A 23,342-nucleotide genomic window follows, 5' to 3' on the forward strand; every position below is an offset into this window, starting at 1 on the left:
ACTCGAACGCAGTAACCACTGCGTTAGGTGCAGGCGCTGGGGCGCCCACACCTAACTTCGTCTGGTCGAGTCCAGTCGGGGGAGCAAATATAGCAAGAGCCCCGGAACGAAGTTCCGGGGCTCTTGCTATATACGTTCCTCTGGCTCGAACCAGTAACCCCTCGGGCTTACGCCCTCGGCGAGGCAAAGATTTTTGGTTCCTCGCGCGCTCGGAAAATCTTCGCCTCGCTAGTTCGAGTCCAGTCGGAACGTTCCCTCTAAGTCGTGAACCAGTAACCACTCCGCCCTACGCAGGCGCTGGGGCGCTCCCTCCAGGCCCTCGGGCTTGCGCCCTCGGCGGGGTAACGGTTTTTACTTCCTCTCGCGCTCGGAAAATCTTCGCCTCGCTGGTTCGAGTCCAGTCGGAACGTTCTCTCCAAAGCCGTGAACTAGTAACCCCTCGGGCTTACGCCCCCGGCGAGGCAAAGATACTTCACCCTGCAAAAATGTGAAGTCTAACGCACAGGAAAGTTCCCCACCCACATCAACCACACGCCCACTCGGCGCGTAGCGGGGGAGCGGCGCATCGGCATCCTCTTACGCCTACTCCAGAGCAAATCCACAGGCGCAACCAAACCCAGAAAGCTACGCCTGCAGCTCAATGTAGCCTCCAGAAAGTCGAAAATACCTGAAGAGATAGCGCAAACCCCCACCCAAACGGTCACGCGGAGGTATCATAAGGGGCTAAACTATAGGAGGTGGAGTGCGAAAAAGAAGCCTCCAAAAACACGTCACGGAGAGGTGGTCATGACCACTACTACTAATCCCAAGGCACCCAAGCGTTTCTTTGCTGGCATCAGCGGGATTAAGTCCGGCGTCGCGAACATCATCGACGCTGGCAAAACCTTCAAGACCCTCGGACCCAGCCAGGTCAAGGACGAAATCCAGATTGCAAAGCACGAGCTGAAGACCAAGGGCATCGCCGTTGGTAAGGGTGCGGCCTTCTTCGGCGTCGCAGCAGTCTTCGGTCTGTTCCTGATCATTGCGCTGGTCGCCGCAGCAATCCTCGGCCTCGGCACCGTCATGCCCTACTGGGCATCCGCGCTGGTCTTCGCCCTCATCTTCCTCATCGTCCTGGCAATCTGCGCCCTGGTCGGTCTGAAGAAGGTCAAGGCACAGCTGCCGTTCAAGCCCGAATCCGCAATCTTCGGTCTGCTCTTCGACCTCGGCGTACTCAAGGAAGGTACCGCCATGTCCGCTGAGCGCCTGAAGAAGGAACAGGCAGAGCGTGCAGAGCAGAAGGCTAAGGAAGCTGAAGAAGCAGCAGAACGCGCACGTCAGGAAGCTGAAGAGCGCAAGGCACGCGGCGAGGAAGAGCCCAAGCCGCCGACCTTCGAAGAGCTCAAGCAGCGCACCGCAGAGCGTCGCCAGCACCTGGCAGCCCTGCGCGACGACCTGCAGTCCTACACCGGCGACGTTCAGAACAACACCCAGCAGGCTCTGGACGCTCTCAAGGCAGTTCCCTCCGAGGTTGCTGCAGGTGCAGCAGCTACCGGCCGCGGCCTGGCAGAGAATGTGCGCAAGCCCGAGGTTCTGCAGGCACGCTGGAAGTCCTTCGCAGCACTGGGCGCATCCATTGCAACCGTCCTGCACTTCCTGAACCGCCTGGTACGCCGCTAAACCCGGTACACCATAAACCCAGTCGCCGCTAAAGCCGGCGCATAGGTTTAACGCCAAGCGTCCAAACGCCCCGATACTTGTATCGGGGCGTTTGTGCGTCTACAGGCAGGTTGCCGACTTCTGTCTCAACGTGAGGTTTAGAGGTAACTCCCAGCCAAAACCCTCCCTCTACGAGTCGGAGAAGGACGCAGCTCACAGGTAGAATAGACAAGTGCTGTACGTACTGGATCCACCCGGTGCACGCGGCAGACAGAGGTAGAAGCGGCGCGCCGTCGCACCCGAAACCCCCAAAGTCACCGACACACTACACCCCGATGAGGAGCCCCGTCATGGAACAGGCAAAGACGATTCTGATTGGCGCAGAAACCTACCCGCCGGACATCAACGGTGCAGCGCAATTCGGTCACCGCCTCGCCACCTCCATGCTCAAGCGAGGCCACTCCGTGCACGTAGTCGCCGCCAGCCCCATCCCCGGCCCCAGCTACCGCACCGAAGTAGAGGGCGGCATCGTGGAGCACCGCCTGCGCTCGCACCTGCCCCCGACCCACGAGACGAACCGCATCTGCGTTCCCTGGGAGATCTGGTCCGAGGTCGGCGCAATCCTTGACGAGGTTCGCCCGGACGTGGTGCACGTGCAGTGCCACTACATTATTGGCCGCGCCCTCATCTTCCAGGCGAAGCGCCGCGGTATCCGCGTTATCGCAACGAACCACTTCATGCCGGCGAACCTTGACCCGTTCCTGCCCTTCCCCGCTCCCGTGAAGCGCGTGATTGAGAAGGTCACCTGGAAGGACATGCGTTTCTGCTTCTCCAAGACTGCGGTCGTTACCACCCCCACCCAGATTGGTGCGGATGCGATGCGCGACCTGGGCCATTTTGACCGCCCCGTCATGCCGGTTTCTAACGGTATTGAGATCAGCGACTACGAGCTGGCTGAGGGAGCAGACGCCGGCAAGGTTCCCGGTGAGCTACGTATTGCCTTTGTGGGTCGCCTTGCCGAAGAGAAGAACGTGGACGTGCTCATTGAGGCGCTCTCCCTGCTGCCCGATACCCTCGAGCACGTGGTGCTGGATATTGCCGGTGGCGGTGAGCTGCGTGAGGCTCTCGAGCAGAAGGCGCACGATTGCGGTGTGTCCGACCGCGTGATTTTCCGTGGCTTCGTTCCCGATGAGCATCTGCCCGAGGTGTACCAGATGGCTGACGTGTTCTGCCAGCCCGGTACCGCCGAGCTGCAGTCCCTGGTTTCCCTGGAGGCGATGAGCGCCTCCACCCCCGTGGTGCTTGCGAATGCGCTGGCTCTGCCGCACCTGGTGGAGGACGGTGTGAACGGCTACCTCTTCGAACCCAATAACGCTCAGGATTTGGCGAAAAAGCTGGAGGCTGTGCTCTCCCTGCCCGCTGCTGAGCGCGAGCAGATGGGCCGCGAGTCCCGCCGCATCGTGGGCTTCCACAGTGCTGAGAACACCTGGCGCACCTTCGAGGAACTTTACGTGAGCGATGCTCCGTACCAGCGTTACCTGGATTCGCGCCGCTAAGCTTCTCTAGGTTCTGAGCGTTGAGTATGAGAGAGCGTTTTTCGTTCTCAGTCGCCGTTCAGGTACTCTAGAGGATGGTGCAGGCGCCCATTGCGCGCCGTCACTGCACCGGATGGGGAGTTAGCTCAGCCGGTTAGAGCAGGGGACTCATAATCCCTTGGTCGCGGGTTCGAGCCCCGCACTCCCTACGGCCCCGCCCGTCGACTTCACCCACTTGTCGGCGGGCGGGGCTTTTTCGTGCTCTTTTGTCGTGCACTCAGGGTGCCTATTTTTGTTCATGGAATGCATCAACGGTGATGAAAATGAGTAAATGACGAACGAAGACGCACCATAGCGTTCAATACGGTAGGGTTGAAGAGTCTTGTCACGAAAGACAGTGTGATGCCGCCGGTAGATGCCGATTCAGCCGGTAGGTGTTGCATCCACACACCATACGAGAGGATCTCAATGTCGGAGAACACTCCCAACAACCCGTCGCAGGGTGCAGCCGGCGGCTACGGCTACGATGCTGGCGCGCATCCCGCGCAGGATGCTTCGCTTCCGGGTCAGGCTGCTCAGCCGGGTAATGCAGCTCAGGCTGCCCAGCCGAGCCAGCCCGTGCAGCCGAGCCAGCAGGGTAATGTTGCTCAGCCTGCCGCACCGGTAGCACCGCAGCAGCCTGTTCAGCCTCAGCAGGCACCCCAGCCCGCTCAGGCAAACGCTAATGCACAGCCGAATTCTGAGGCTCAGGCAACCCCCGCACAGCCCGGTCAGCCCGCCGCCGCACCCCAGCCCGGTACTGCTCAGCCTGGGGCCGCGCAGCCCGGTCAGCCCGGCCAGGCAACCTATGCGCCGAGCGCACCGCATCCGGCGGTGAAGGCGCTGGGTGCTACCTGGAACGCGTTCCTGGACGTTTTCTCCAGCAACCCGGCAACCGCGCACGCTCGTATCTCTTCCGCAGGTGCGTGGGGTTGGATTGTTCCCACGACTCTGCAGGCGCTGGCGGGCGCGTTCTTCTTCAGCCGGCTGGTAATTCTGGCGGCGGTTGTCATGATGTCCATGTTGGGATACATGTTTGGTGGCCGAAGTGGTGCCGCCTACGGTGGTGCCTACGCCGCACAGGCTGTGCCGACCGGACGCATGATTCTGGCGTACGTGCTGATGGCTCTCGCCATCTTTGGTGTGCAGGTTCTGCGCGGTGTGCAGCTGCAGCTGACCGCGCGCATTGGCAAGGCTCCGGCATCCTTCACCGCGAGCATGCACGCGGTGTCGGTGTCTTCTTTGGCGCTGATTCCTTCGTTCCTGGTGCTGAACCTGCTCATCTTCTTCTTGAGCCTCACCCGTAGCGGTGGCGGGGCGTTCTTCCTGACCATGCTCATGGGCCTGGTGCTTGCTTTCGCCGTGTTCTCGGGCGAGGCGCTCACCTACCTGGGTCTGAACCGTCTGGGCCGCTTCGCGAAGTCCCCGATTATCATGCACGCGGCGCTGAGCACTGCTTGGGTTTTTGCCTCCATGATTGTTTACTACGTGGCTATTCGCCTGATGGGAGCCTAGTATGCACGCAATGACTCACGCCCCGAGTGCACCGGCTCGTCAGCGCTGGATGTTCCTGGCGGTTCTGCTGACCATTGCCGCCCTGATTCTGAGCGCCTGCGGTGCGAAGATTGAGACTCAGCTGGGCCTTGAGAGTGCCGAGAAGGGCACCCGTACCATGCAGGTTTCCTTTAACCTCAAGGACAACAAGGACAAGATTAAGGGCGGTTCGGAGGCTCTGGATGCGTCCGTGCGTAAGCACCTGCCCGAGGGCCTGGAATACGGTGGTATTCAGTCTGAGGGTGACAAGGCACGTGCGACCTTCACCATTCCCTTCTCCTCTGTGGATGAGTACCGTAACAAGGTTGCTTCTATCCTGAAGGCTGCTGGTTCCAAGACCGAGCCTACCGTCACTATTCTCAATACCGAGCAGGGCCTGGTGCAGGGTATCCAGGTGAAGGAAAACTTCAGCTCGAAGGAGCTGCTGGATTGGGTCCCCGAAGCTCTTGTTGTTGATGGCGTGATTGAATCCTCCAACAAGAACAGTGTGTTCAACAGCAGCGGCAGCGAAACCACTGTGAAGTTTGGCGAGAAGGAAGTAAAGAATTCCGGCGGTTCCACTATCTCTGCGAAGGACGTGCAGGACCGTGGATTCAAGGCGATGGTTCTTGAGCTTCAGGAAAAGGACGGTGGCTACTCTGCTACTGCCTCCTTCGTAGCGAAGGACATCATGAACTCGGAGACCGCTGCTGCGATCGACGCCTACCTGAACCAGGTCAAGCCTGAAGGCTCCGAGCTGAAGAAGGGTCTGGAGTCTTCCCAGGCAACCTACATGGCTCCATCTGCTTCTACCAGTGCGGCGAAGGAAGAAGTGGGTCGTACCCTGACCTTCAGCGCATCCTCCCTGGACGACCTGAACACTAAGCTGAAGAAGCTGCTGGGTGCAGGTACCACCGATTTGAGCTACACCCGAGAGGTCAAGGAAGAGTCGAAGACCTTCTATGTGCGTAAGACCATGAAGGGCGTGCTGGACTGCTCGCTGCTGTGTTCTCCGGAAGGCAACGGCCTGGAAGTCATCCTGAAGGACAGCTCCGGCCACAGCTATCAGGTTGATAACACCGGCAACTCTGGCTCTTCCTCTTCGAAGAGCGTCCTTCACCTGAGCCGTTACCTTTCGCAGCAGGTGGCTATGAAGGGCATGAAGGTGGCTACTTCCCTGGGCCTGGACGGTTCCATGGAGGCACGTTTCCTCTACTCCTTCCCGAGCTCTGACGTAGCTGGTGCAGAAGAGGCTCTGAAGAATGCTTTTGCTGGTGGTAGCAATGACGAGACTGAGGTCCGCCAGGACGGCGACGCCACCATCGTGAGCGTGAAGGTTCGCGGTAAAGACGAAGCTGAGTTCAACCAGCGACTGAATGAATACCTGCCCGAATCGAAGGTGACCGTCACCCGCTCCGGTGGCTACCACCCCTTCGGCAGTGACTACACTCTGAAGCCGGATATTAAGCTCGTTCAGAAGCTGGGTAACTACTACCGTGTTCCTTACGAACTCACTTTCAAGGCACCGACCTTCTCCTCGCTGGACCAGCAGAAGGTGAACACCCTCAACTATGATTTGGCGCGTGCCGGTGTGCAGTTCACCGTCAATGGTGGCGAGCTGAGCGTCAAGAGTGAGAACGGTGTGTTTAGCGGTAACGCGTTGACTATTCCGGTGTCCGGTCTGAGCATGACTGACGTAATCGTGGATGCGGTTATTGTGGGTCTGCTACTGCTCATCCTGATTCTGCTCTTCCTGTTCCGCAAGAAGATTGCGGCGGCTCGTGCGAAGGGCCGTGAGCGTCGTGCCGCTTCGGCTGCGGCACTGGGCGCGGCGGCGGGTGTTGCGACCGGTTACGGCGCAACCCAGGCTGACGCGCAGAACGGCTACCAGGCACAGGGCGAGGGCGGCTACGCTGCTCAGAATGGCTATGCCGCTCAGCCCGGTTACCAGGCACAGGGGGGCTACCCGGCGCAGAACACCGCCTACGCTGCGGGTGATGATTCGCCGACTCAGGTGTTCACCCCGCAACACGGCCTGAACTACGGCGAGAACGAACCGACCAAGGCAATGCCCGCGTATATCCCTCCGACTGAGCAGCCCGCTCAGCCGGTTCAGCCCGGTCAGACTGCTCAGCAGCCTGCACAGCCCAACCAGCCTGTACAGCCTGTACAGCCTGTACAGCCGAACCAGTTCGGTGCTGATGACGGTGACGTCCTCCAGTAAGTAGCTGCCTCTAGCACCTACGCTAGTGGGCACAACTTAGGCTGGCTCCTGTGGCCCGTTGCCTCCTTCCCCGGAGGTGACGGGCCACAGCTGTATCTGGTTCGGCTCATACTCGGCGCTAATACCCGCGCCTAATATCCGCCCGGCACGGGTAGCAGAATGCTAGGTTTCTTCGACCCCAGCAGGCTCATGGGGTTGATATACTCTGCTTCCTTGCCGCTGCCGTCCCCGCGGGCGCCTCCCTGGCGTACGCCCCAGTACAGGCACGGGGTGGAGCATCGCCGGTAGGAGCGCTCGCTGTTGCCGCTCGCCGTGACGGCGACGGTACCGATGACATCACCGGCTGTAACCGTGGTGCCGACCGGGAGCGTTTCATCCATAGGTTCGAAGGTGCTGCGCCGCCCATCCGGATGCGCAATGACCAACACTTTGCGGTTGACGACCGTGCCGCTGAAAACCACTTTTCCCGGTGCCGGTGCGTAGACGCGCCGGTCGTTCTCGGGTACGGCAAGGTCTACGCCGCGGTGCCCCGCGCTCCAGCGTTGGGCGGGCTTCTCAAAGGGGCGGATCACCCGCGGCCTGGATTCGGCGGTGGGGGAGCGGTAGCGTAGTCGGCTCGCGGTGAGCTCAACGGTGTGGGGAAGGTGCGCGCTGCTGGGAGCTTGCGCACTTGAGGTGGCGCTGTCTGTAACACCTGCCCAATCAGTAAAACCAGCCCCGCCTGGAAAACTGAGCCAGCCTGAATAACTCTGACTGCCCGAATAGCCCTGCCCACCCATGTAGCCCTGCCCACCCGCGCTCACAAGTGCACCCAGCAGGCAGCACGCCATCAGCATTGCGCGCCGTAGCGTTGTCGCTAATGTCTTCATGTTCTGCTTCATCCTCTGATCACATCACGAATCGCCCCGCCCCGCAGCGCCCCACGAAAAATTGTGGATAACCCCGCCGTTTCCGCCTTAAAATCCTTTATCCACAGTGCCCCTACACACACCCGCCGCGCTTAACCCCAATCCGGCGGATTAATCGCGGAATATACGGTACAATGTCGTATTGCAGTGTGCCTGCGCGGGTATTCTCCCTCTGTGAGGGGGCCGCACAGCTTCACTGACGACGCGCGGCGTGAGCGGCATCCTCAAACGGGGAGCCGATAAGGGACCTTCGGTCCACCCACACGGGGTGGTTAGGGCCTGAGCTGAACGGGTAACCGTGAACGCTAACCGCCGCCAGGAAAAACTGATAACTACTATGCGCGCGTTGGGCTAGCCCGAATGGGAGGTCCGCGCGGCACCAAAAAGGAGACGACATGCCCGTCGTAACTATGCGTGAAATGCTGGACTCCGGCGTTCACTTCGGTCACCAGACCCGCCGTTGGAACCCCAAGATGAAGCGTTTCATCCTGACCGAGCGCAACGGCATCTACATCATCGACCTGCAGCAGTCCCTCGCCTTCATCGACAAGGCATACGAGGCTGTTAAGTCGACCGTCGCACACGGTGGCAACATCCTGTTCGTGGGTACCAAGAAGCAGGCTCAGGAAGTTATCGCTGAGCAGGCAACCCGCGTGAACATGCCCTACGTGAACCACCGCTGGCTCGGTGGTATGCTGACCAACTTCAGCACCATCTCCAAGAGCATTGAGCGCATGAAGGAACTCGAGCAGATTGACTTCGACGATGTAGCAGGTTCTCGCTACACCAAGAAGGAACTGCTCCTCATGCGTCGCGAGTTCGAGAAGCTCGAGAAGACCCTCGGCGGTATCCGTAACCTGTCCAAGGTTCCCTCCCTCCTGTGGGTTGTTGACACCAAGAAGGAGCACCTGGCAGTTAACGAGGCTCAGAAGCTGGGCATCCCCGTTGTTGCTATCCTCGACACCAACTGCGACCCCGACGAGGTTGCTTTCCCGATCCCCGGTAACGACGACGCTATCCGCTCCGTCAACCTGCTCACCCGCGTGATTGCTGACGCAGTGGCAGCCGGCCTGATCGAGCGCAACGCTAAGAAGAACGGCAAGGCTGAAGCAGCTGAGGAGCCCATGGCAGCTTGGGAGCGCGAGCTCCTGGAGCAGCACGAGGCTGCACAGGCTGAAGAGGCTGCTAAGTAAGCTTTCTTAGCCCACTAAGCTTTATGCTTTGTGGCCCCCGCCTGCGGGGACCACGTTCGGACGGCGCCCGCCCTGACCTGGGCGCGGCGCCGTCCGCCATTTGTACCACCGGGATGTCATCCCGATTTATTACAGCAACACAAGGAGTTCACAATGGCGAACTACACCGCAGCAGACATCAAGGCACTGCGCGAGAAGACCGGCGCAGGTATGCTCGACGTCAAGAAGGCTCTGGACGAGGCTAACGGCGACCAGCAGAAGGCTGCCGAGATCATCCGCGTTAAGGGTCTGAAGGGCATCACCAAGCGCGAGGGTCGCGCAACCGCTGAGGGCCTGGTAGCTGCACGCGTTGAGAACGGCGTTGGCTACATGATCGAGGTCAACTCTGAGACCGACTTCGTGGCAAAGTCCGACCCCTTCATCGCTTTCGGCCAGAACGTGCTCGAGGCTGCTATTGCTGCTGACGCTTCCACCCTGGAAGAGCTGCAGGCTGCATCCTACGAGGGCAAGACCGTTGAGGAGCTGACCACCGACGCTGGTGCACTGCTCGGCGAGAAGATTGTTGTCCGCCGCGTTGCACGCGTTGAGGGTGAGAACGTTGCAGTTTACCTGCACAAGACCTCCAAGGATCTGCCCGCACAGGTTGGCGTTCTGCTGGCTGTCTCCGGTGAGAACACCGACGAGATTGCACACGACGTTGCAGTGCACATTGCTGCAATGAGCCCCAAGTACCTGGATTCCGAGTCCATCCCCGCAGACCAGATCGAGACCGAGAAGCGCGTTGCTCGCGAGACCGCAATCGCTGAGGGCAAGCCCGAGAAGATTCTGGACAAGATCGTTGAGGGTCGCCTGAAGGGCTTCTTCAAGGAGAACACCCTGCTGGATCAGGACTTCGCAAAGGACTCCAAGAAGTCTGTTGCACAGGTTCTGTCCGAGGCTGGCGCAACCGCAACCGCATTCGCACGTTTCCGCGTGGGTGCATAAGGACTCGCTGCAGTTCTACCCTCCCGTATTACGGGTTCCCGGTAAGGGAAATCGTATGAGGTTGGGATTATAGCCTGAAGCCGGGTAGTCACCACTGGTGGCTACCCGGCTTTGCTGTATCCTTGATAAGGACTAGGCGGCAGGAGCCCGCCCAAATCACCCATAACAATCCCTAGGTAAGCCACTGGAGGAACCATGACTGAAGCGAATCCCCGCCCGATGCACCGTGACGAGACCGGCCGCCGCCGCGTCCTGCTCAAGCTTTCCGGTGAGGTTTTTGGTGGCGGTGAAGTTGGCATTTCGACCGAGGTCGTGCGCAGCATCGCTAAGCAGATTGCCGCAACCGTTGGCGAAGTTGAGACCTCCATCGTGATTGGTGGCGGCAACTTCTTCCGTGGCGCTGAGCTTTCTCAGGCGGGTATGGACCGCTCTCGTGCAGACTACATGGGTATGCTCGGTACCGTCATGAACTCCCTGGCTCTGCAGGACTTCCTGGAGCAGGAGGGCATTGACACCCGCGTTCAGTCGGCTATCACCATGCCGCAGGTTGCTGAGACTTACATTCCTCGCCGCGCGATTCGCCACATGCAGAAGGACCGCGTCGTGATTTTCGGTGCTGGTGCGGGTCTGCCCTACTTCTCCACCGACACTGTGGCTGCTCAGCGCGCCCTGGAAATCCACGCAGATGAGGTTCTGGTGGCTAAGAACGGCGTGGACGGCATCTACACTGCTGACCCGAACAAGGACCCCAACGCTGAGCGCCTGTACAACCTCACCTACGATGAGGCAATGCAGCGCAACATCCGCGTGCTGGATCAGACCGCGTTCTCCCTGTGCCGTGACAACAACGTGACCATGCGCGTGTTCGGCATGCAGGGTGAGGGTAACGTGACCCGCGCGATTCTGGGCGAGAAGATGGGTACCCTCGTTACTCGCTAACGCCTAATTTTCTAGGCCGGGGCATGTTTGATGCCCCTCTGATTGTGACCGTGCTCGATAGCGCGGACTTATTCTGGACGGTACCGCGCGGGTAAGCGCTAAAACTCGCTTATGCCCGCCGGTACCGTCTAGACTTATATCAAATACGACGTTCTGCCTCTTTCCCATCGACTTCGCGGTATCCGTAAGGTTTTCGCCTCGGATGCGCCGCGAACCGGTAGGGAAATCATGAAGGCTGAACGCGCACCCACCGACAATTCTGGTACCCCAGAATACCGACAAAGGAGATCCTTTCGTGATCGAAGAAATCCTTGCCGAAGCCGGCGAGAAGATGGAAAAGACCATCGAAGCAACCAAAACTGAGTTCGCTAAGGTCCGCACCGGTCGTGTGAACCCCGCAATCTTCAGCGGCCTGACCGCCGACTACTACGGTGCACCGACCCCGCTGCAGCAGCTGGTGTCCTTCAACGTTGAGGACGCACGTACCGTCAAGATCGTTCCCTTCGACGTGACCGCACTGGCGGCTATTGAGAAGGCTCTGCGTGACTCTGACCTGGGTGTTAACCCCAGCAACGACGGTGCAGCTATCCGCGTTGTCATGCCCGAAATGACCGCTGAGCGCCGTAAGGAATACACCAAGCTCGTCAACCACAAGGCTGAAGAGGCTCGTATCTCCATCCGTAACGTTCGCCGCCACGCTAAGACCGCTATTGACAAGCTGGTCAAGGACAGCGAAATCGGTGAAGACGAAGGCGCACGTGCTGAGAAGGAACTGGACGCACAGACCAAGAAGCACATCGACCAGGTCGACGCACTGTACAAGCACAAGGAAGCTGAACTGCTCGAGGTCTAAACCCTAATGAGTACACGCAAAGAAGCGAAAGAAGAGAGAGGCGCGCCGCCTGCTCCACAGCCGAGCCCGCAGACCGCTGCAACGCCGGTGAAGTCGCGCAGCGCCAAAGCTGGCCGTAACCTGCCCGCCGCCATTAGTGTGGGCGTTGGTTTCGGCGTGCTATTGGTGCTGGGCCTGATTTACCAGCCGGTTTTTGTTGCGATCGCTACCGGCGCGGCAGCTTTGGGCGCCTGGGAAATTGGGCACGTGCTCAACACCCGCCGCGGCTACGGCATCCCGGAATACCTGCTGGGTGCCCTGTCTGGCGCAATTGTGGTGGTGTCCTACCTGTTCGGTTTTACCGGGCTGGGCATCGCCCTGGCGGTGAGCCTGCTGGCGCTGCTGCTCTCTTCTGCTCTCGTGCGTGCTGACCGTCAGGTCTCACTGGGTAAGTCTTTGAGCGGTAGCGCCCTGGCTCTGCTGTGGGTGCCGCTGATGCTGGGTATTGCCATGGTCTACTTCCAGACGGACCACGGCGAGCGCGGCATCCTCATGATTCTGCTGATGGCAATCTGCAATGACACGTTCGGCTTTATTGCCGGTGTGAATTGGGGTAAGCACCCGATGGCGCCGAAGATCTCCCCGAAGAAAAGCTGGGAGGGTCTGGCTGGTTCCTTCGTCGGCTCGGCAGTTGTTGGCGCTATCGCCTTGGCGGTCATGGGTTCGCCCTGGTATTGGGCTATTCCGCTGGCGGCGGTCATGGTGGTCGCTTCGACTGCCGGTGACCTGGTCGAGTCCGTGTTCAAACGCCGTATGGGTGTGAAGGACATGTCGAATATTCTGCCCGGTCACGGCGGCATGATGGATCGCCTGGACTCGATCCTTTTCGCTGCGGCGGCTGGCTGCCTGATTTTCCGGTTTATTATGCCGCTCTAAAGCTTCAAGCTTTATCGCTTATGGAGGCGGGGCGTTTCTTCCCACGAATGGGGGAGGGGCGCCCCGCCTTTGCTGTGCCCGCTTTCGCTGTACCCGGTGAATAGAGGCGTAAAAGGCTATATCTAAGACGCCGCCCGCCCACCTTGCACCAGGTAGCCTGCGCATTGGTATTCTTAAAGTTCAATCGTCGAGAGGAGCCCACCTTGGCAAGCACCACCCACGGAGGCGGATTTGCCCGTGCAGCAGAAACCGAACCCGGCTACAAGCGCAGTGAAGTAGACCGCCTGTTCACCCGCCTCGCCGAGGACTACGAGAAGCTCAGCGGAGCCGCCGAACTGCCCGAAGACCTCTACACCTCCCGACGAATCCGCCAGGTCGTCTTCCGCGAAGAACCCGGCGGCTACCAGCTGGATGTGGTCGACCGCGCCCTCGAAAAGATTGAGGAACGCTTCGCCAAGCTCGAACGCAGCCGCTACATTGAGGCGTACGGCCTGGACAACTGGGAACGCTCCCTCGTAGAGACCGGCGAGCTGCTCGCAGGCCGCCTGGAACGCCCCGCCGGTGAGCGTTTCCGCCGCCCCAGCAAGCGCCGCCACATGGGCTACTTCGTCGGCGACGTGGACGCCATCTGCGACCGCGTGTACGCCCAGCTCAACAGCGAGGAGCCGCTGGACCCCTCCGTGGTGCGCCACGCAAAGTTCCGCCCCGCCTCGGGCACCGTCAGCTACGAGGAATCCCAGGTGGACGCTTTCCTGGACCGCTGCATTGAGCTGTTGCAGGATCTGCTCTAAAACGTGAAGTGTTGAATTCCCCGCCCCGTATGACAGGGTGGGGGATTCTTCTGCGCTGAGGTTTTCTATGTAGCGGCTTCTGCGCCGAGGCGAGGCTACACGCCCGGATACACCCGCGAGCTCATGAGACACTAGAACCATGAAGTTTGGATCCTCAGCACGCGTCGGCGGCAGCCGCGACCGCCTCACCGACGCCCTCACAGAACTCACCCGCGCACCGCAGCGCGTCACCCTCCTCGGCTCAACCGGCTCCATCGGCACCCAAGCTATGGAAGTCATCGACCACCTCGCCGCACTCAAAGGCACCAGCGCCTCCGACGCCGACGCACCGCTGAAAGTCGTCGCCCTCTCCGCAGGCTCCCGATCCCTCGAACTGCTCGCACGCCAGGCAGTGCACGTGCGCGCCGAACTGGTCGCCACCAGCGGCACCGCCGCCGACGCGCAGCGCCTCCGCGAACTCATCGAAGCGGCTGCCTCCGAAGCAGGCGTCACCGGCTACACCCCGCAGATCGCCCACGGCGCCGAAGCCTCCGTACAGGCGGCAGCACATCCGGCAGACACCGTCCTCAACGGCATCACCGGCTCCATCGGCCTGGAACCGACCCTCACCGCCCTCAACAGCGGCTACCGAGTGGCACTGGCCAACAAGGAATCCCTCATCGCAGGCGGCCCGCTCGTACGCGCCGCCGTCGACGCATCCCCCCTGAACACCCCCATGGTGCCCGTCGACTCCGAACACTCCGCCCTCGCGCAGGCGCTCGCCTCCGGAACCGACGCAGAAATCGACCGACTCATCCTCACCGCATCGGGCGGCCCGTTCCGCGGCTACAAGCGTGAACAGCTGCACGACGTGACCCCCGCGCAGGCGCTCGCACACCCCACCTGGGACATGGGCCTGGTCGTCACCACCAACTCGGCAACCATGGTCAACAAGGCGCTCGAAGTGCTTGAGGCACACCACCTGTTCGGCGTGGACCTGGACCGTATTGACGTGGCGGTTCACCCGCAGTCCATCGTGCATTCCATGGTGCAGTTCGTGGACGGATCGACCATTGCGCAGGCGTCCCCGCCGAGCATGGTTCTGCCCATCGCGCTGGGTCTGACCTGGCCGCACCGAATCCCCGGTGCCGTGCCTGCTTGTGACTGGTCGAAGGCTGCATCCTGGACTTTTGAGCCGCTGGACGAGGAAGCATTCCCCGCCGTGCGCATGATCAAGGACGCCGGTAAGGTCGGCGGCACGCACCCGGCAGTGTTCAACGCCGCCAATGAGGAAGCCGTCGCTGCATTCCATGCAGGGGCGATTCGCTTTACCGACATTGTCGATTCGGTGGCGCGTGTGCTGGAGGAGCACACCGGCAGCGCTGAGGCTGTTTCTGACGCTGATTTGACGCTGGAGGCTGTGCTGAATGCAGAGCGTTGGGCTCGCGTTCGCGCGAATGAGCTGCTGGGTATGACCGGCAACTAACCGGTTCTGAGGCGGTATTCGCATTTCTATGGGATGCGGCCGGTGCGGACCTTCCTACGCTCCTACAGGGGAACCCACCCTCTCGGGTGCTCCGCTCTTCCTTGCTTCGCTGCGGAGAGCACCCGAGAGGGTACCCTGATGTCGCTTCCGGAAGGTGCACCGGCTCGCTCTGATAGTGCTTGGGCGCGCGGAGGGGCGGTGTCGTCCGAAAGTGACATCAGGGTGCCCGAAGCGAAGCGAGGGCGGGTGCCCCTGTAGGAACGAGGACGAACGCCGCCCCTCCAGTCGTATCCCGGAGGAAATATGCGGCGTGACTCCCCATAATTGATAAAACGTTGCCGTTAGTTCTGAATAAAATTACCCTTACGAGAAAAAATCTATTGACTTGGGTGTTTGAAACTATCTATAATCCTAGAACAGTGTTCAGTAAGTTGTTGTTGCTAAAGTTCTGTATCTTCGAATTTCCATGCTAAATGGATTATCTAACAAGGAGGACTATGATGTCTCTGAAGAAGGTTTTGGCAAGTGCTGCTGTGCTTGCCGCGAGTGCTGGCAGCATCGTTGCTGTTGCCCCGGCAGCTCAGGCTACTGACTATCCGGGTGTTTGGAATTGCCCTGCTAGCCACGTCTGCATCTGGGAGCATTCCGATTTCCGTGGTGTCAAGGACACTATTAGCGGTTACTACTCGTACGCCAATGTTTCTGAGTATATGCATGACCGTGGTTCCTCGTGGATGAATGCGAACTACTACCGTAGTGAATGGCTTGGTGATTGGTCTCATGGACGTATGATCCATGGTTCTCACCTTCCTCCTCAGTACCGTGGTACTAACCTGGTCCACGATAACTTTAATGACCGTGTTGACTTTGTTATGTGGGGATAAAAAATGAAAAAGCTATGGGCCCCCGGCGTTATCCTCTCTGTCGGATTTCTTCTTGCGGGTTGCGCTGGGGGCACTAGCTCAACGCAAGCAAATCCGTCTTCAGATGCTCAACAAAATATTTCTGCCGCTGCCAGTGTTGACACACAGGCTACTGAAAAAGTGGATTCAATGATTTCCACTTCTGATAATGTTGAGCGCGCTTATCAGCGTCTTGCATCAGAATGTATGGTATCCAAGGGTTACCCTGACAGGAAGACCTATTACATGGTCGAAACGTTTCCTGTGAGGAGCTTGCTTTCTCCGCAGCCTCTAAGCGTGGAATATGCTAGAAATTCTGGCTATCCCAGCCCTACCCCTCCGTCTCGTTATGCTTCTTTGGAAGGCTCGATAAACATGACAGAGCAAGAAGGAAAAGCATATTACGGAGATAACGGAAAGGGCGGCTGTCGAGAAGAAGCTGAGCTGAAACTATATGGCTCTGAAACTTTGGCAGGGACGCAGGAAGAAGTTACCAAAAAACTGCTGCCCTACATTCGTGTTTCTGTATCTGACGGAGCATACTCGTCGCTGGACGATGAATGGGCACGTTGTATGGCTGAGCGTGGATACACCTATTCAAGTTCAGATATTGCATATGACGCTGTTCGGGGAACGCCCACTGAACAGCAAACTGCGATTGATGATGCAACGTGTCGCGAAAAAATTAACTTCGAGGAAAAAACTGGGCAGGTACTAGATGCCTATATGACCACGTTCCTCGAAAAGGAGCAGGGCCTCATCGAGCAGGTGACCACCGCCAAGAAAACTGCTGAAGAGAACGCCCGAAAGATTCTGAGCTAATCCTGCGGACTAATCAGACCGGACTAACCAGGAACAGGCGTATAGAGTAGCTACAACAGCTACACCTCGTCACAGCGTATTGTGCCCGGCACGTATCCCCGTGCCGGGCACAAACTAATCCCACACGGCATCGCCGCCCCTAAGCCCAAACGGCACAGACAATAGCGTTCCCGTACGCGCACCCAAAGAAGGGACACCATGAGCGCCACCCCCACCCGCCAGAAGAAAACCCTCTGGCTCTACGGCATTATCGCCCTGCTCCTCATCATCACCGTGGGTACGCTCATCAGCGCCCAAAACATCAAAACCACCGCCCAAAAAGACGCGGAAGCGGCACCCCCGAGCCCCTCCACCATCACCGCCACGGTCACCCGCGAAAAACTGCGCACCACCGTGCCCCTGACCTGCACCGCGAACTACGCCACCTCAACCCCGCTACGCTACAGCGGCGAAGGACAGTACACCGCAATCACCATCAAACACGGTGACACCGTCGGCAACGGCACCCTCATCGCAGAAGTCAACGGTGAACCTCTCATCACCCTCACCGGCGGATTCGCGCTCTACCGCGACCTCAAACTCGACGACAGCGGCCCCGACGCCGCACTCCTCAACGAGGCACTGACCGCCATGGGACGCCAGGGCCCGCAGCCCGCGCGCATCACCGAAGACACCTACGAGGCTCTCAACAACCTCCTCGATAGCCTCGGCTACGCGCACGTCAAGACTGACCAGCCTATTCCCGCCCGCTACTTCCTCATCATCAACCGTGCCGGACTTGTCACCGGCAACCCCCGCGCAACCGGCGCTATCGCAGATGGTCCCGTAGCCACCATCGCAGAAGGTAGCAAGACCCTCAGCTGCACCGGAACCACCGGCAGGCTCACCCCCGAAGCCCGTAGCGGCCAGAAGGTAACCGTGCCCTCCCTCGGTGATACTGAGTACGTCGCAACCCTCGGATACAAGAACACCTCCGAAGCCGCCGGTGCCGCAGGCAACAGCCAGGCCGGTCGTCAGGCCAATGGTGCAGAAGGCGCGGCTGGATCCAACCTCAACGGCGCAGCCGGTGCGGCAGGAAGCACCGAAGGGGAACGCATCCTCACCCTCGACGTAGGGGATAAGGCGGACAGCCTCCGAGGCGCCGTCAACGCGGAACTCACCCTCGAAGAAACCCCCGAAGCGCACCTGGTCGTGCCCTCATCGGCGCTCTACACCCGTGACGGACAGACCCGAGTCATCGTGCTCGGCCCCGAAAGCTCCAACGGATCGAAGGCCCGCGAAGAACGTGAGGTAACCGTTACCGTCATCAGCAACGCCAACGGCAAGAACGCCGTCACCGGTGACCTGCACGAAGGCGACAGCGTCAAAATCATGCGCGAGAAAAAGTAGGGAGTAGCCATGACTGACTCCCGCGCTGCTCACGCGCACCCACCAGCCTATAGCGTCAATATTCAGGGAGTGTCCCAGCACTTTATGCAGGGTGACACTCGAATTGACGTGCTCAAAAATATTGACCTGAAAGTCCGCTACGGAGAAGTCGTCGCAATCCTGGGACCGTCCGGCAGCGGCAAATCAACCCTGCTGAACATCCTCGGTCTGCTCAGCACGCCCGCCTCCGGCAGCTACCTGCTGGACGGTACAGACACCGCAACCTTCAACGCGGCACAGCGAGCTGAAGCGCGCCTGGACAGCATCGGTTTCGTCTTCCAGGCGTTCCACCTCATCGAGCATAAGAACGTGTACCGCAACGTTGAGCTACCGCTCATCTACCGTGGCGTGCCCAAAGCGGAACGAGCACAACGGGTTGCGGATACTCTCACCCTGCTGGGGCTGAGCCACCGAACGGATGCACCCATCACCACTCTCTCCGGCGGCGAAAAGCAACGTGTGGCTATTGCTCGTGCGCTCATTGGGGAACCGGCGTTGCTGCTCTGCGATGAGCCGACCGGCTCGCTGGATGAAGAGCTCACCCGCGAAGTCATTGACCTGCTCCGCGAATGTACGGGCGATCAGCAAAGCACGATTGTGATTACTCACGACCCGCTCGTGGCGGAGCACTGCGACCGGGTGCTACGTATGCACGAGGGGCAGCTCATCGAGCAGGATGCACCGCGGCAGGAAGAAACGACCGCCCGCGCGTCTCTGAACCTGCCTAGCTTTGCTGAGGAACAAGTTTCTAAGCCGCAGGGGAGTGGGCGTGCACCCTGGGCGCTCGCCTCCCTCAAAGAAGCCTGGGATGCTACCGTGCACCGGGTGAGGCGCAATATCTTCACCATGCTTGGTGTGGTTCTGGGTATCGCTTCGCTTGTGCTGACCGTCGGTCTGACCGCCACCATTTCTGGGCAGCTGGCTGACAGCTTCGACATTTTTAGGGCTAAGCACCTGACGATAAGCTCTACCCGCACCGAATCCATGAGCCGGGCTGAACTCTTGAGCCTGGCGGCAAGCGAAAATTATCGGCGCGTTAGTCAGCTGAACGGAGTGACCGGTACCGCGCTGGTGGATCAGCTGGATGAATCCGCGGATATTCAGCGCGGTCCCGACAACTTTGGCGAGCGCGGTGCTAACGTGACGGCTGCCGTCCTTGCGGCAACGCCCAGTATCTTTAGCGTGCAGGGTCACGAACTGGTGTGGGGTCGCACCTTCGATGAGGGGCATGTGGAGCGTAACGATAAGGTCGTGGTGCTCAGCGAAAGTGTGATGCGCCAGCTCGCACTGCCCTATAGCCCCGGAGTTACGGTTTACATTCATGATGAGCCGTACACCGTCATCGGTGTGGTGCGGGAGAATCCCTCGCTGACTCTGTCATACGGTTCGGTCTACCTGCCTCTGGGCGCGAAGCCTGGTGCCGATGTTGAAGAAGCGCAGCCCGCTGCCGGTGGCGGTGCCGCTGCGGCGCAGACCGGTAAGCGTTCCACTCAGATCGTGGTGAGTACTGTTGCCGGTGCCGCAAACCAGATTGCGGAGGAAGCACCGTACGCGCTCTCGCCGGAACATCCCGCCCTGTATAGCGTGAGTGTGCCGCCGGAGCCGAAGACCCTTCGTGAGGCTGTCGACCAGCAGCAACGCACCATGCTTCTAGCCATGAGCGTTATTACCCTCGTGATTGGTGCGATGGGCATTATGAACACGTTCCTGGTTGCGGTGATGGAGCGTCGCCGTGAGGTGGGTTTGCGTCTGGCTATTGGTATGCGCCCTTCGGGTATTCTGCTGCAGTTCTCGGCGGAGGCGCTACTGACCGGCATCTTGGGCGCGGTGGCTGGTATTGTGCTGGCGGTTAACGGCATTTCGATTGTGTCTTTGCTGAACCGTTGGACGCCGATTATTAGCGCTGACACTATTCTGCTGGGCCTGGGCGCTGGCGCACTGGTTGGTGTGTTGGCTGGTCTGTACCCGGCGGCGAAGGCTTCGCGTATTGATCCGGCACAGACCCTGGCGGCAGGCTAATCGCGTTGAGTAGGTGCTTGCCCCCGGTTGGGGCTTGGAGGGGGCGGTGTTCGTCCTCTCGCCTCATGCAGTGTCTGGGACGGCACGCCGTATGTTTCCTCCGCGCCTACGCAGGGGCACCCGTCACCCGGACGCTCCGCCCTCTCCTTGCTTCGCTACGGAGAGCGTCCGGGTTGACACCCTGAGAGCGCATCCGGAAAACACGGCGCGCCACCTCGGGTAGATTGGTGCGCGGAGGGGCGGTGTCGTCCGAAAGTGACATCAGGGTGCCCGAAGCGAAGCGAGGGCGGGTTCCCTGTAGGAACGAGGACGAACACCGCCCCTCTTACCGTCCTCATCCAGCCCCTCCAGAAAGCGAGGGAGGGCGCCTTCACAGGCTAAGCGAGTATCCTAGAAGCTTCGTATCCCCGAACCGAAACGAGAAAAAGCGTGGAAATCCTGCTGTACGCTGTGGGCATTATCCTCATGGCAATCGCTATTGCCGTCTCGATTGCCCTGCACGAGGTGGGGCATCTGGTGCCCGCGAAGCTGTTCAATGTGCGCGTTCCGCAGTACATGATTGGCTTCGGTAAGACCGTGTTCTCTTTCCGCCGCGGCGAGACTGAGTACGGTTTCAAGGCGATCCCGTTGGGCGGTTACATTTCGATGATTGGTATGTACCCGCCGAGCCCTGCTGAGGTGAAGGAGCACCATGAGGAGGGCCATTCGGGCAGTACCAGCCCGTTTGCGTCCATGGCTGAGGAGGCTCGTGCGGCGGATGCTGAGCGCCTGAAGCCCGGCGATGAGGACCGCCTGTTCTATAAGTTGCCGGTGCTCAAGCGCATGGTAATTATGCTGGGTGGCCCGACGATGAACCTGCTGATTGGTGTGGTGTGTACTGCCGTGCTGATTTGTGGTTTTGGTACGGCGCAGATGACGAATAAGGTGTCGGCGGTGTCTGAGTGCGTGCCGAGCGTGAATGTCACTCATGATTCGATTAGCTATGGCGAGTGTACGGATAAGTCCACCCCGTCGCCTGCGAAGGCTGCGGGTGTGCAGGTGGGTGACCGTGTGGTTGCTGTGAATGGTGCGTCGACGGGTTCGTGGGAGGCTGTGTCTTCGGCGATTCGTGCGGCGGGTTCTCACCCGAGCACTTTGACGGTGGAGCGTAATGGTCAGCGTCTGGATTTGTCGGTGACTCCGGTTGAGATGATTCGCCCGGTTTCTGATGGTAAGGGCCAGTATGCGCGTGCTGCGGATGGTTCGATTGCGACGACTCGCGGCGGTTTTGTGGGTGTTTCGCCGTCGAGTGAGTTGGTGCCTGGTTCTATTACTGAGGTGCCTGCGATGGTGGGCGATACGCTTTCGCGTGTGGGTTCGTCAATGCTTTCGTTGCCGCAGCGTGTGTGGGAGCTGACGGTGACTCTGGTGACTGGTGGCGAGCGTAGCGCTGAGTCGCCGGTGTCTGTGGTTGGTGTGAGCCGTATTGCCGGTGAGGTGACGGCTACTGACCGTATTGATGTGAAGGCGAAAGCGGCGATGTTGGTCTCGCTGGTGGCGAATATGAATCTGATGCTTTTTGCGTTCAATCTGATTCCGCTGTTGCCTCTGGATGGTGGCCACGTGTTGGGTGCCCTTTGGGAGGGTACGCGTCGCTTCTTGGCGCGTCTGACTGGGCGTAAGGATCCGGGCCCGTTTGATCCGGTGAAGTTGCTGCCGTTGACGTATGTGGTGGCGGGCGCCTTCATTGTGATGTCTGTCATTCTGATTGTGGCGGATATTGTTAAGCCCATCACCCTGTTTTAGTGTGTTGTCACGCGCGGTAAGGGTACCCGTATTAGTGCTTTCTTTCGCGTCAGTGGCACAATAAAAAGTTGAACGAAGGATGCGTCGTACGTCCTTCATAACCCATGTATGGAGGAAAACCTTGTCGGTCAGCCTTGGTATGCCGAAGCCCGCTCCCGCGGTTCTGTCCCCGCGTCGTAAGACTCGCCAGTTTAAGGTGGGTTCTGTCGGTGTTGGTTCTGAATCTCCGATTTCGGTGCAGTCGATGACGACCACTAAGACCCACGACATTGGTGCGACTCTGCAGCAGATTGCTGAGTTGACCGCTGCCGGTTGCGATATTGTGCGTGTGGCGTGCCCGACTGATAAGGATGCGGAGGCTCTGCCCATTATTGCGAAGCAGTCCCGTATTCCGGTGATTGCTGATATTCACTTCCAGCCGAAGTACGTGTATGCGGCTATTCAGGCTGGTTGCGGTGCTGTGCGTGTGAACCCGGGTAATATCCGTAAGTTCGATGACCAGGTGAAGGAAATCGCTCAGATGGCTTCGGACCACGGCGTTTCTCTGCGCATTGGTGTGAATGCTGGTTCGCTGGATAAGCGTCTGCTGGAGAAGTACGGTAAGGCTACTCCGGAGGCTCTGGTTGAGTCTGCTGTGTGGGAGGCTTCGCTCTTTGAGGAGCACGGTTTCCGTGATTTCAAGATTTCTGTGAAGCACAATGACCCTGTGGTGATGGTGGAGGCGTACCGTCAGCTGGCTGAGCGCGGTGACTGGCCCCTGCACCTGGGTGTGACTGAGGCTGGTCCGGCGTTCCAGGGCACTATTAAGAGCTCGGTGGCGTTCGGTACTCTGCTGTCTCAGGGTATTGGCGATACTATTCGCGTGTCGCTGTCTGCTCCTCCGGTTGAGGAGGTGAAGGTGGGCACCAAGATCCTGGAGTCGCTGAACCTTCGCCCCCGCAAGCTGGATATTGTGTCTTGCCCGTCGTGTGGTCGTGCGCAGGTGAACGTGTGGGAGCTTGCTGAGAACGTGACTAAGGGCCTGGAGCACATGAAGGTTCCGCTGCGTGTTGCCGTGATGGGTTGCGTGGTGAACGGTCCGGGTGAGGCTCGTGAGGCTGACCTGGGTGTGGCGTCCGGTAACGGTAAGGGCCAGATTTTTGTGAAGGGTGAGGTCATTAAGACTGTGCCTGAGGATCAGATTGTTGAGACTCTGATTGAAGAGGCGACCCGTATTGCTGCTGAGATGGAGGCTTCGGGCGAGTATGTTCCCGAGGGTTCCCCGGCTGTTTCGGTGAGCTAGTTAGCTTTTGTGCGCGGAGGCGCCCTGGTGAGGGCGCCTCCGCGCTTTTCCGGTTATGTCCGGTTATGGTGGTGGCAGGCTTGGTGC

Annotated in this window: 18 protein-coding genes and 1 tRNA gene; 18 read left to right on the top strand and 1 reads right to left on the bottom strand. The window is 59.6% G+C overall.

What is annotated here, in order from left to right; genetic code table 11:
- The first annotated feature begins 786 nt into the window (after positions 1-786).
- The 5 genes from HMPREF2928_RS02985 to HMPREF2928_RS03005 all read left to right on the top strand — a co-directional run bounded on the left by HMPREF2928_RS02985 (position 787) and on the right by HMPREF2928_RS03005 (position 6,969).
- The gene (locus HMPREF2928_RS02985; RefSeq protein WP_005508823.1) at positions 787-1,659 is read left to right on the top strand and encodes a phage holin family protein; all 873 of its coding nucleotides are present in this window, start codon (positions 787-789) and stop codon (positions 1,657-1,659) included.
- 329 nt (positions 1,660-1,988) lie between these two features.
- Positions 1,989-3,194 carry a glycosyltransferase gene (locus tag HMPREF2928_RS02990; protein WP_070687334.1) on the top strand — a complete coding sequence of 402 codons (1,206 nt, stop codon included), beginning with the start codon at positions 1,989-1,991 and terminating at the stop codon, positions 3,192-3,194.
- A gap of 114 nt (positions 3,195-3,308) precedes the next feature.
- A tRNA-Ile gene (locus HMPREF2928_RS02995) sits at positions 3,309-3,382 on the top strand.
- A gap of 259 nt (positions 3,383-3,641) precedes the next feature.
- A complete protein-coding gene (locus HMPREF2928_RS03000; RefSeq protein ID WP_049356004.1) occupies positions 3,642-4,727 on the top strand; it encodes a hypothetical protein in 1,086 nt (361 codons plus the stop codon).
- Position 4,728: 1 nt separating this feature from the next.
- Positions 4,729-6,969 carry a hypothetical protein gene (locus HMPREF2928_RS03005; protein ID WP_049356006.1) on the top strand — a complete coding sequence of 747 codons (2,241 nt, stop codon included), beginning with the start codon at positions 4,729-4,731 and terminating at the stop codon, positions 6,967-6,969.
- A gap of 131 nt (positions 6,970-7,100) precedes the next feature.
- On the opposite strand, the gene HMPREF2928_RS09235 is transcribed toward HMPREF2928_RS03005, so the two are convergent.
- On the bottom strand, positions 7,101-7,850 hold the full coding sequence (locus tag HMPREF2928_RS09235) for a M23 family metallopeptidase (protein ID WP_246823547.1): 750 nt from the start codon (positions 7,848-7,850) through the stop codon (positions 7,101-7,103).
- Between the two features lie 422 nt (positions 7,851-8,272).
- Here HMPREF2928_RS09235 and rpsB point away from each other — a divergent pair, with 422 nt between their 5' ends.
- The 13 genes from rpsB (at position 8,273) to ispG (ending at position 23,255) form a co-directional block, all read left to right on the top strand.
- Positions 8,273-9,070, top strand: coding sequence for a 30S ribosomal protein S2 (rpsB, locus tag HMPREF2928_RS03015; protein WP_005508818.1), 798 nt, complete (start codon positions 8,273-8,275; stop codon positions 9,068-9,070).
- Positions 9,071-9,223: 153 nt separating this feature from the next.
- On the top strand, positions 9,224-10,054 hold the full coding sequence (gene tsf / locus HMPREF2928_RS03020) for a translation elongation factor Ts (RefSeq protein ID WP_005507065.1): 831 nt from the start codon (positions 9,224-9,226) through the stop codon (positions 10,052-10,054).
- 195 nt (positions 10,055-10,249) lie between these two features.
- A complete protein-coding gene (pyrH, locus tag HMPREF2928_RS03025; RefSeq protein ID WP_005507067.1) occupies positions 10,250-10,993 on the top strand; it encodes a UMP kinase in 744 nt (247 codons plus the stop codon).
- A gap of 295 nt (positions 10,994-11,288) precedes the next feature.
- On the top strand, positions 11,289-11,846 hold the full coding sequence (gene frr, locus HMPREF2928_RS03030; RefSeq protein WP_049350195.1) for a ribosome recycling factor: 558 nt from the start codon (positions 11,289-11,291) through the stop codon (positions 11,844-11,846).
- Between the two features lie 6 nt (positions 11,847-11,852).
- A complete protein-coding gene (locus tag HMPREF2928_RS03035; protein WP_049356008.1) occupies positions 11,853-12,761 on the top strand; it encodes a phosphatidate cytidylyltransferase in 909 nt (302 codons plus the stop codon).
- 203 nt (positions 12,762-12,964) lie between these two features.
- Positions 12,965-13,552 (top strand): cell division protein DivIVA, encoded by a 588-nt coding sequence (locus HMPREF2928_RS03040; protein ID WP_012903944.1) that lies wholly within the window; start codon positions 12,965-12,967, stop codon positions 13,550-13,552.
- A 139-nt stretch (positions 13,553-13,691) separates the two neighbouring features.
- Positions 13,692-15,017: a 1-deoxy-D-xylulose-5-phosphate reductoisomerase gene (gene dxr, locus HMPREF2928_RS03045; RefSeq protein WP_070687335.1), complete on the top strand. Its 1,326-nt coding sequence runs from the start codon at positions 13,692-13,694 to the stop codon at positions 15,015-15,017.
- A 497-nt stretch (positions 15,018-15,514) separates the two neighbouring features.
- The gene (locus tag HMPREF2928_RS03050; RefSeq protein ID WP_160311331.1) at positions 15,515-15,901 is read left to right on the top strand and encodes a peptidase inhibitor family I36 protein; all 387 of its coding nucleotides are present in this window, start codon (positions 15,515-15,517) and stop codon (positions 15,899-15,901) included.
- Between the two features lie 3 nt (positions 15,902-15,904).
- Positions 15,905-16,741: a YajG family lipoprotein gene (locus HMPREF2928_RS03055; RefSeq protein WP_070687336.1), complete on the top strand. Its 837-nt coding sequence runs from the start codon at positions 15,905-15,907 to the stop codon at positions 16,739-16,741.
- A gap of 198 nt (positions 16,742-16,939) precedes the next feature.
- Positions 16,940-18,130 (top strand): efflux RND transporter periplasmic adaptor subunit, encoded by a 1,191-nt coding sequence (locus HMPREF2928_RS03060; protein WP_070687337.1) that lies wholly within the window; start codon positions 16,940-16,942, stop codon positions 18,128-18,130.
- A 9-nt stretch (positions 18,131-18,139) separates the two neighbouring features.
- Positions 18,140-20,188, top strand: a complete 2,049-nt coding sequence (locus HMPREF2928_RS03065; protein WP_070687338.1) for an ABC transporter ATP-binding protein/permease — start codon at positions 18,140-18,142, stop codon at positions 20,186-20,188.
- 429 nt (positions 20,189-20,617) lie between these two features.
- Positions 20,618-21,973 (top strand): M50 family metallopeptidase, encoded by a 1,356-nt coding sequence (locus HMPREF2928_RS03070; RefSeq protein WP_070687339.1) that lies wholly within the window; start codon positions 20,618-20,620, stop codon positions 21,971-21,973.
- A 139-nt stretch (positions 21,974-22,112) separates the two neighbouring features.
- Positions 22,113-23,255 (top strand): flavodoxin-dependent (E)-4-hydroxy-3-methylbut-2-enyl-diphosphate synthase, encoded by a 1,143-nt coding sequence (ispG, locus tag HMPREF2928_RS03075; RefSeq protein ID WP_044142245.1) that lies wholly within the window; start codon positions 22,113-22,115, stop codon positions 23,253-23,255.
- Positions 23,256-23,342 lie beyond the last annotated feature (87 nt).

Source organism: Rothia sp. HMSC072B04, assembly GCF_001813725.1.
GTDB lineage: Bacteria > Actinomycetota > Actinomycetes > Actinomycetales > Micrococcaceae > Rothia > Rothia mucilaginosa.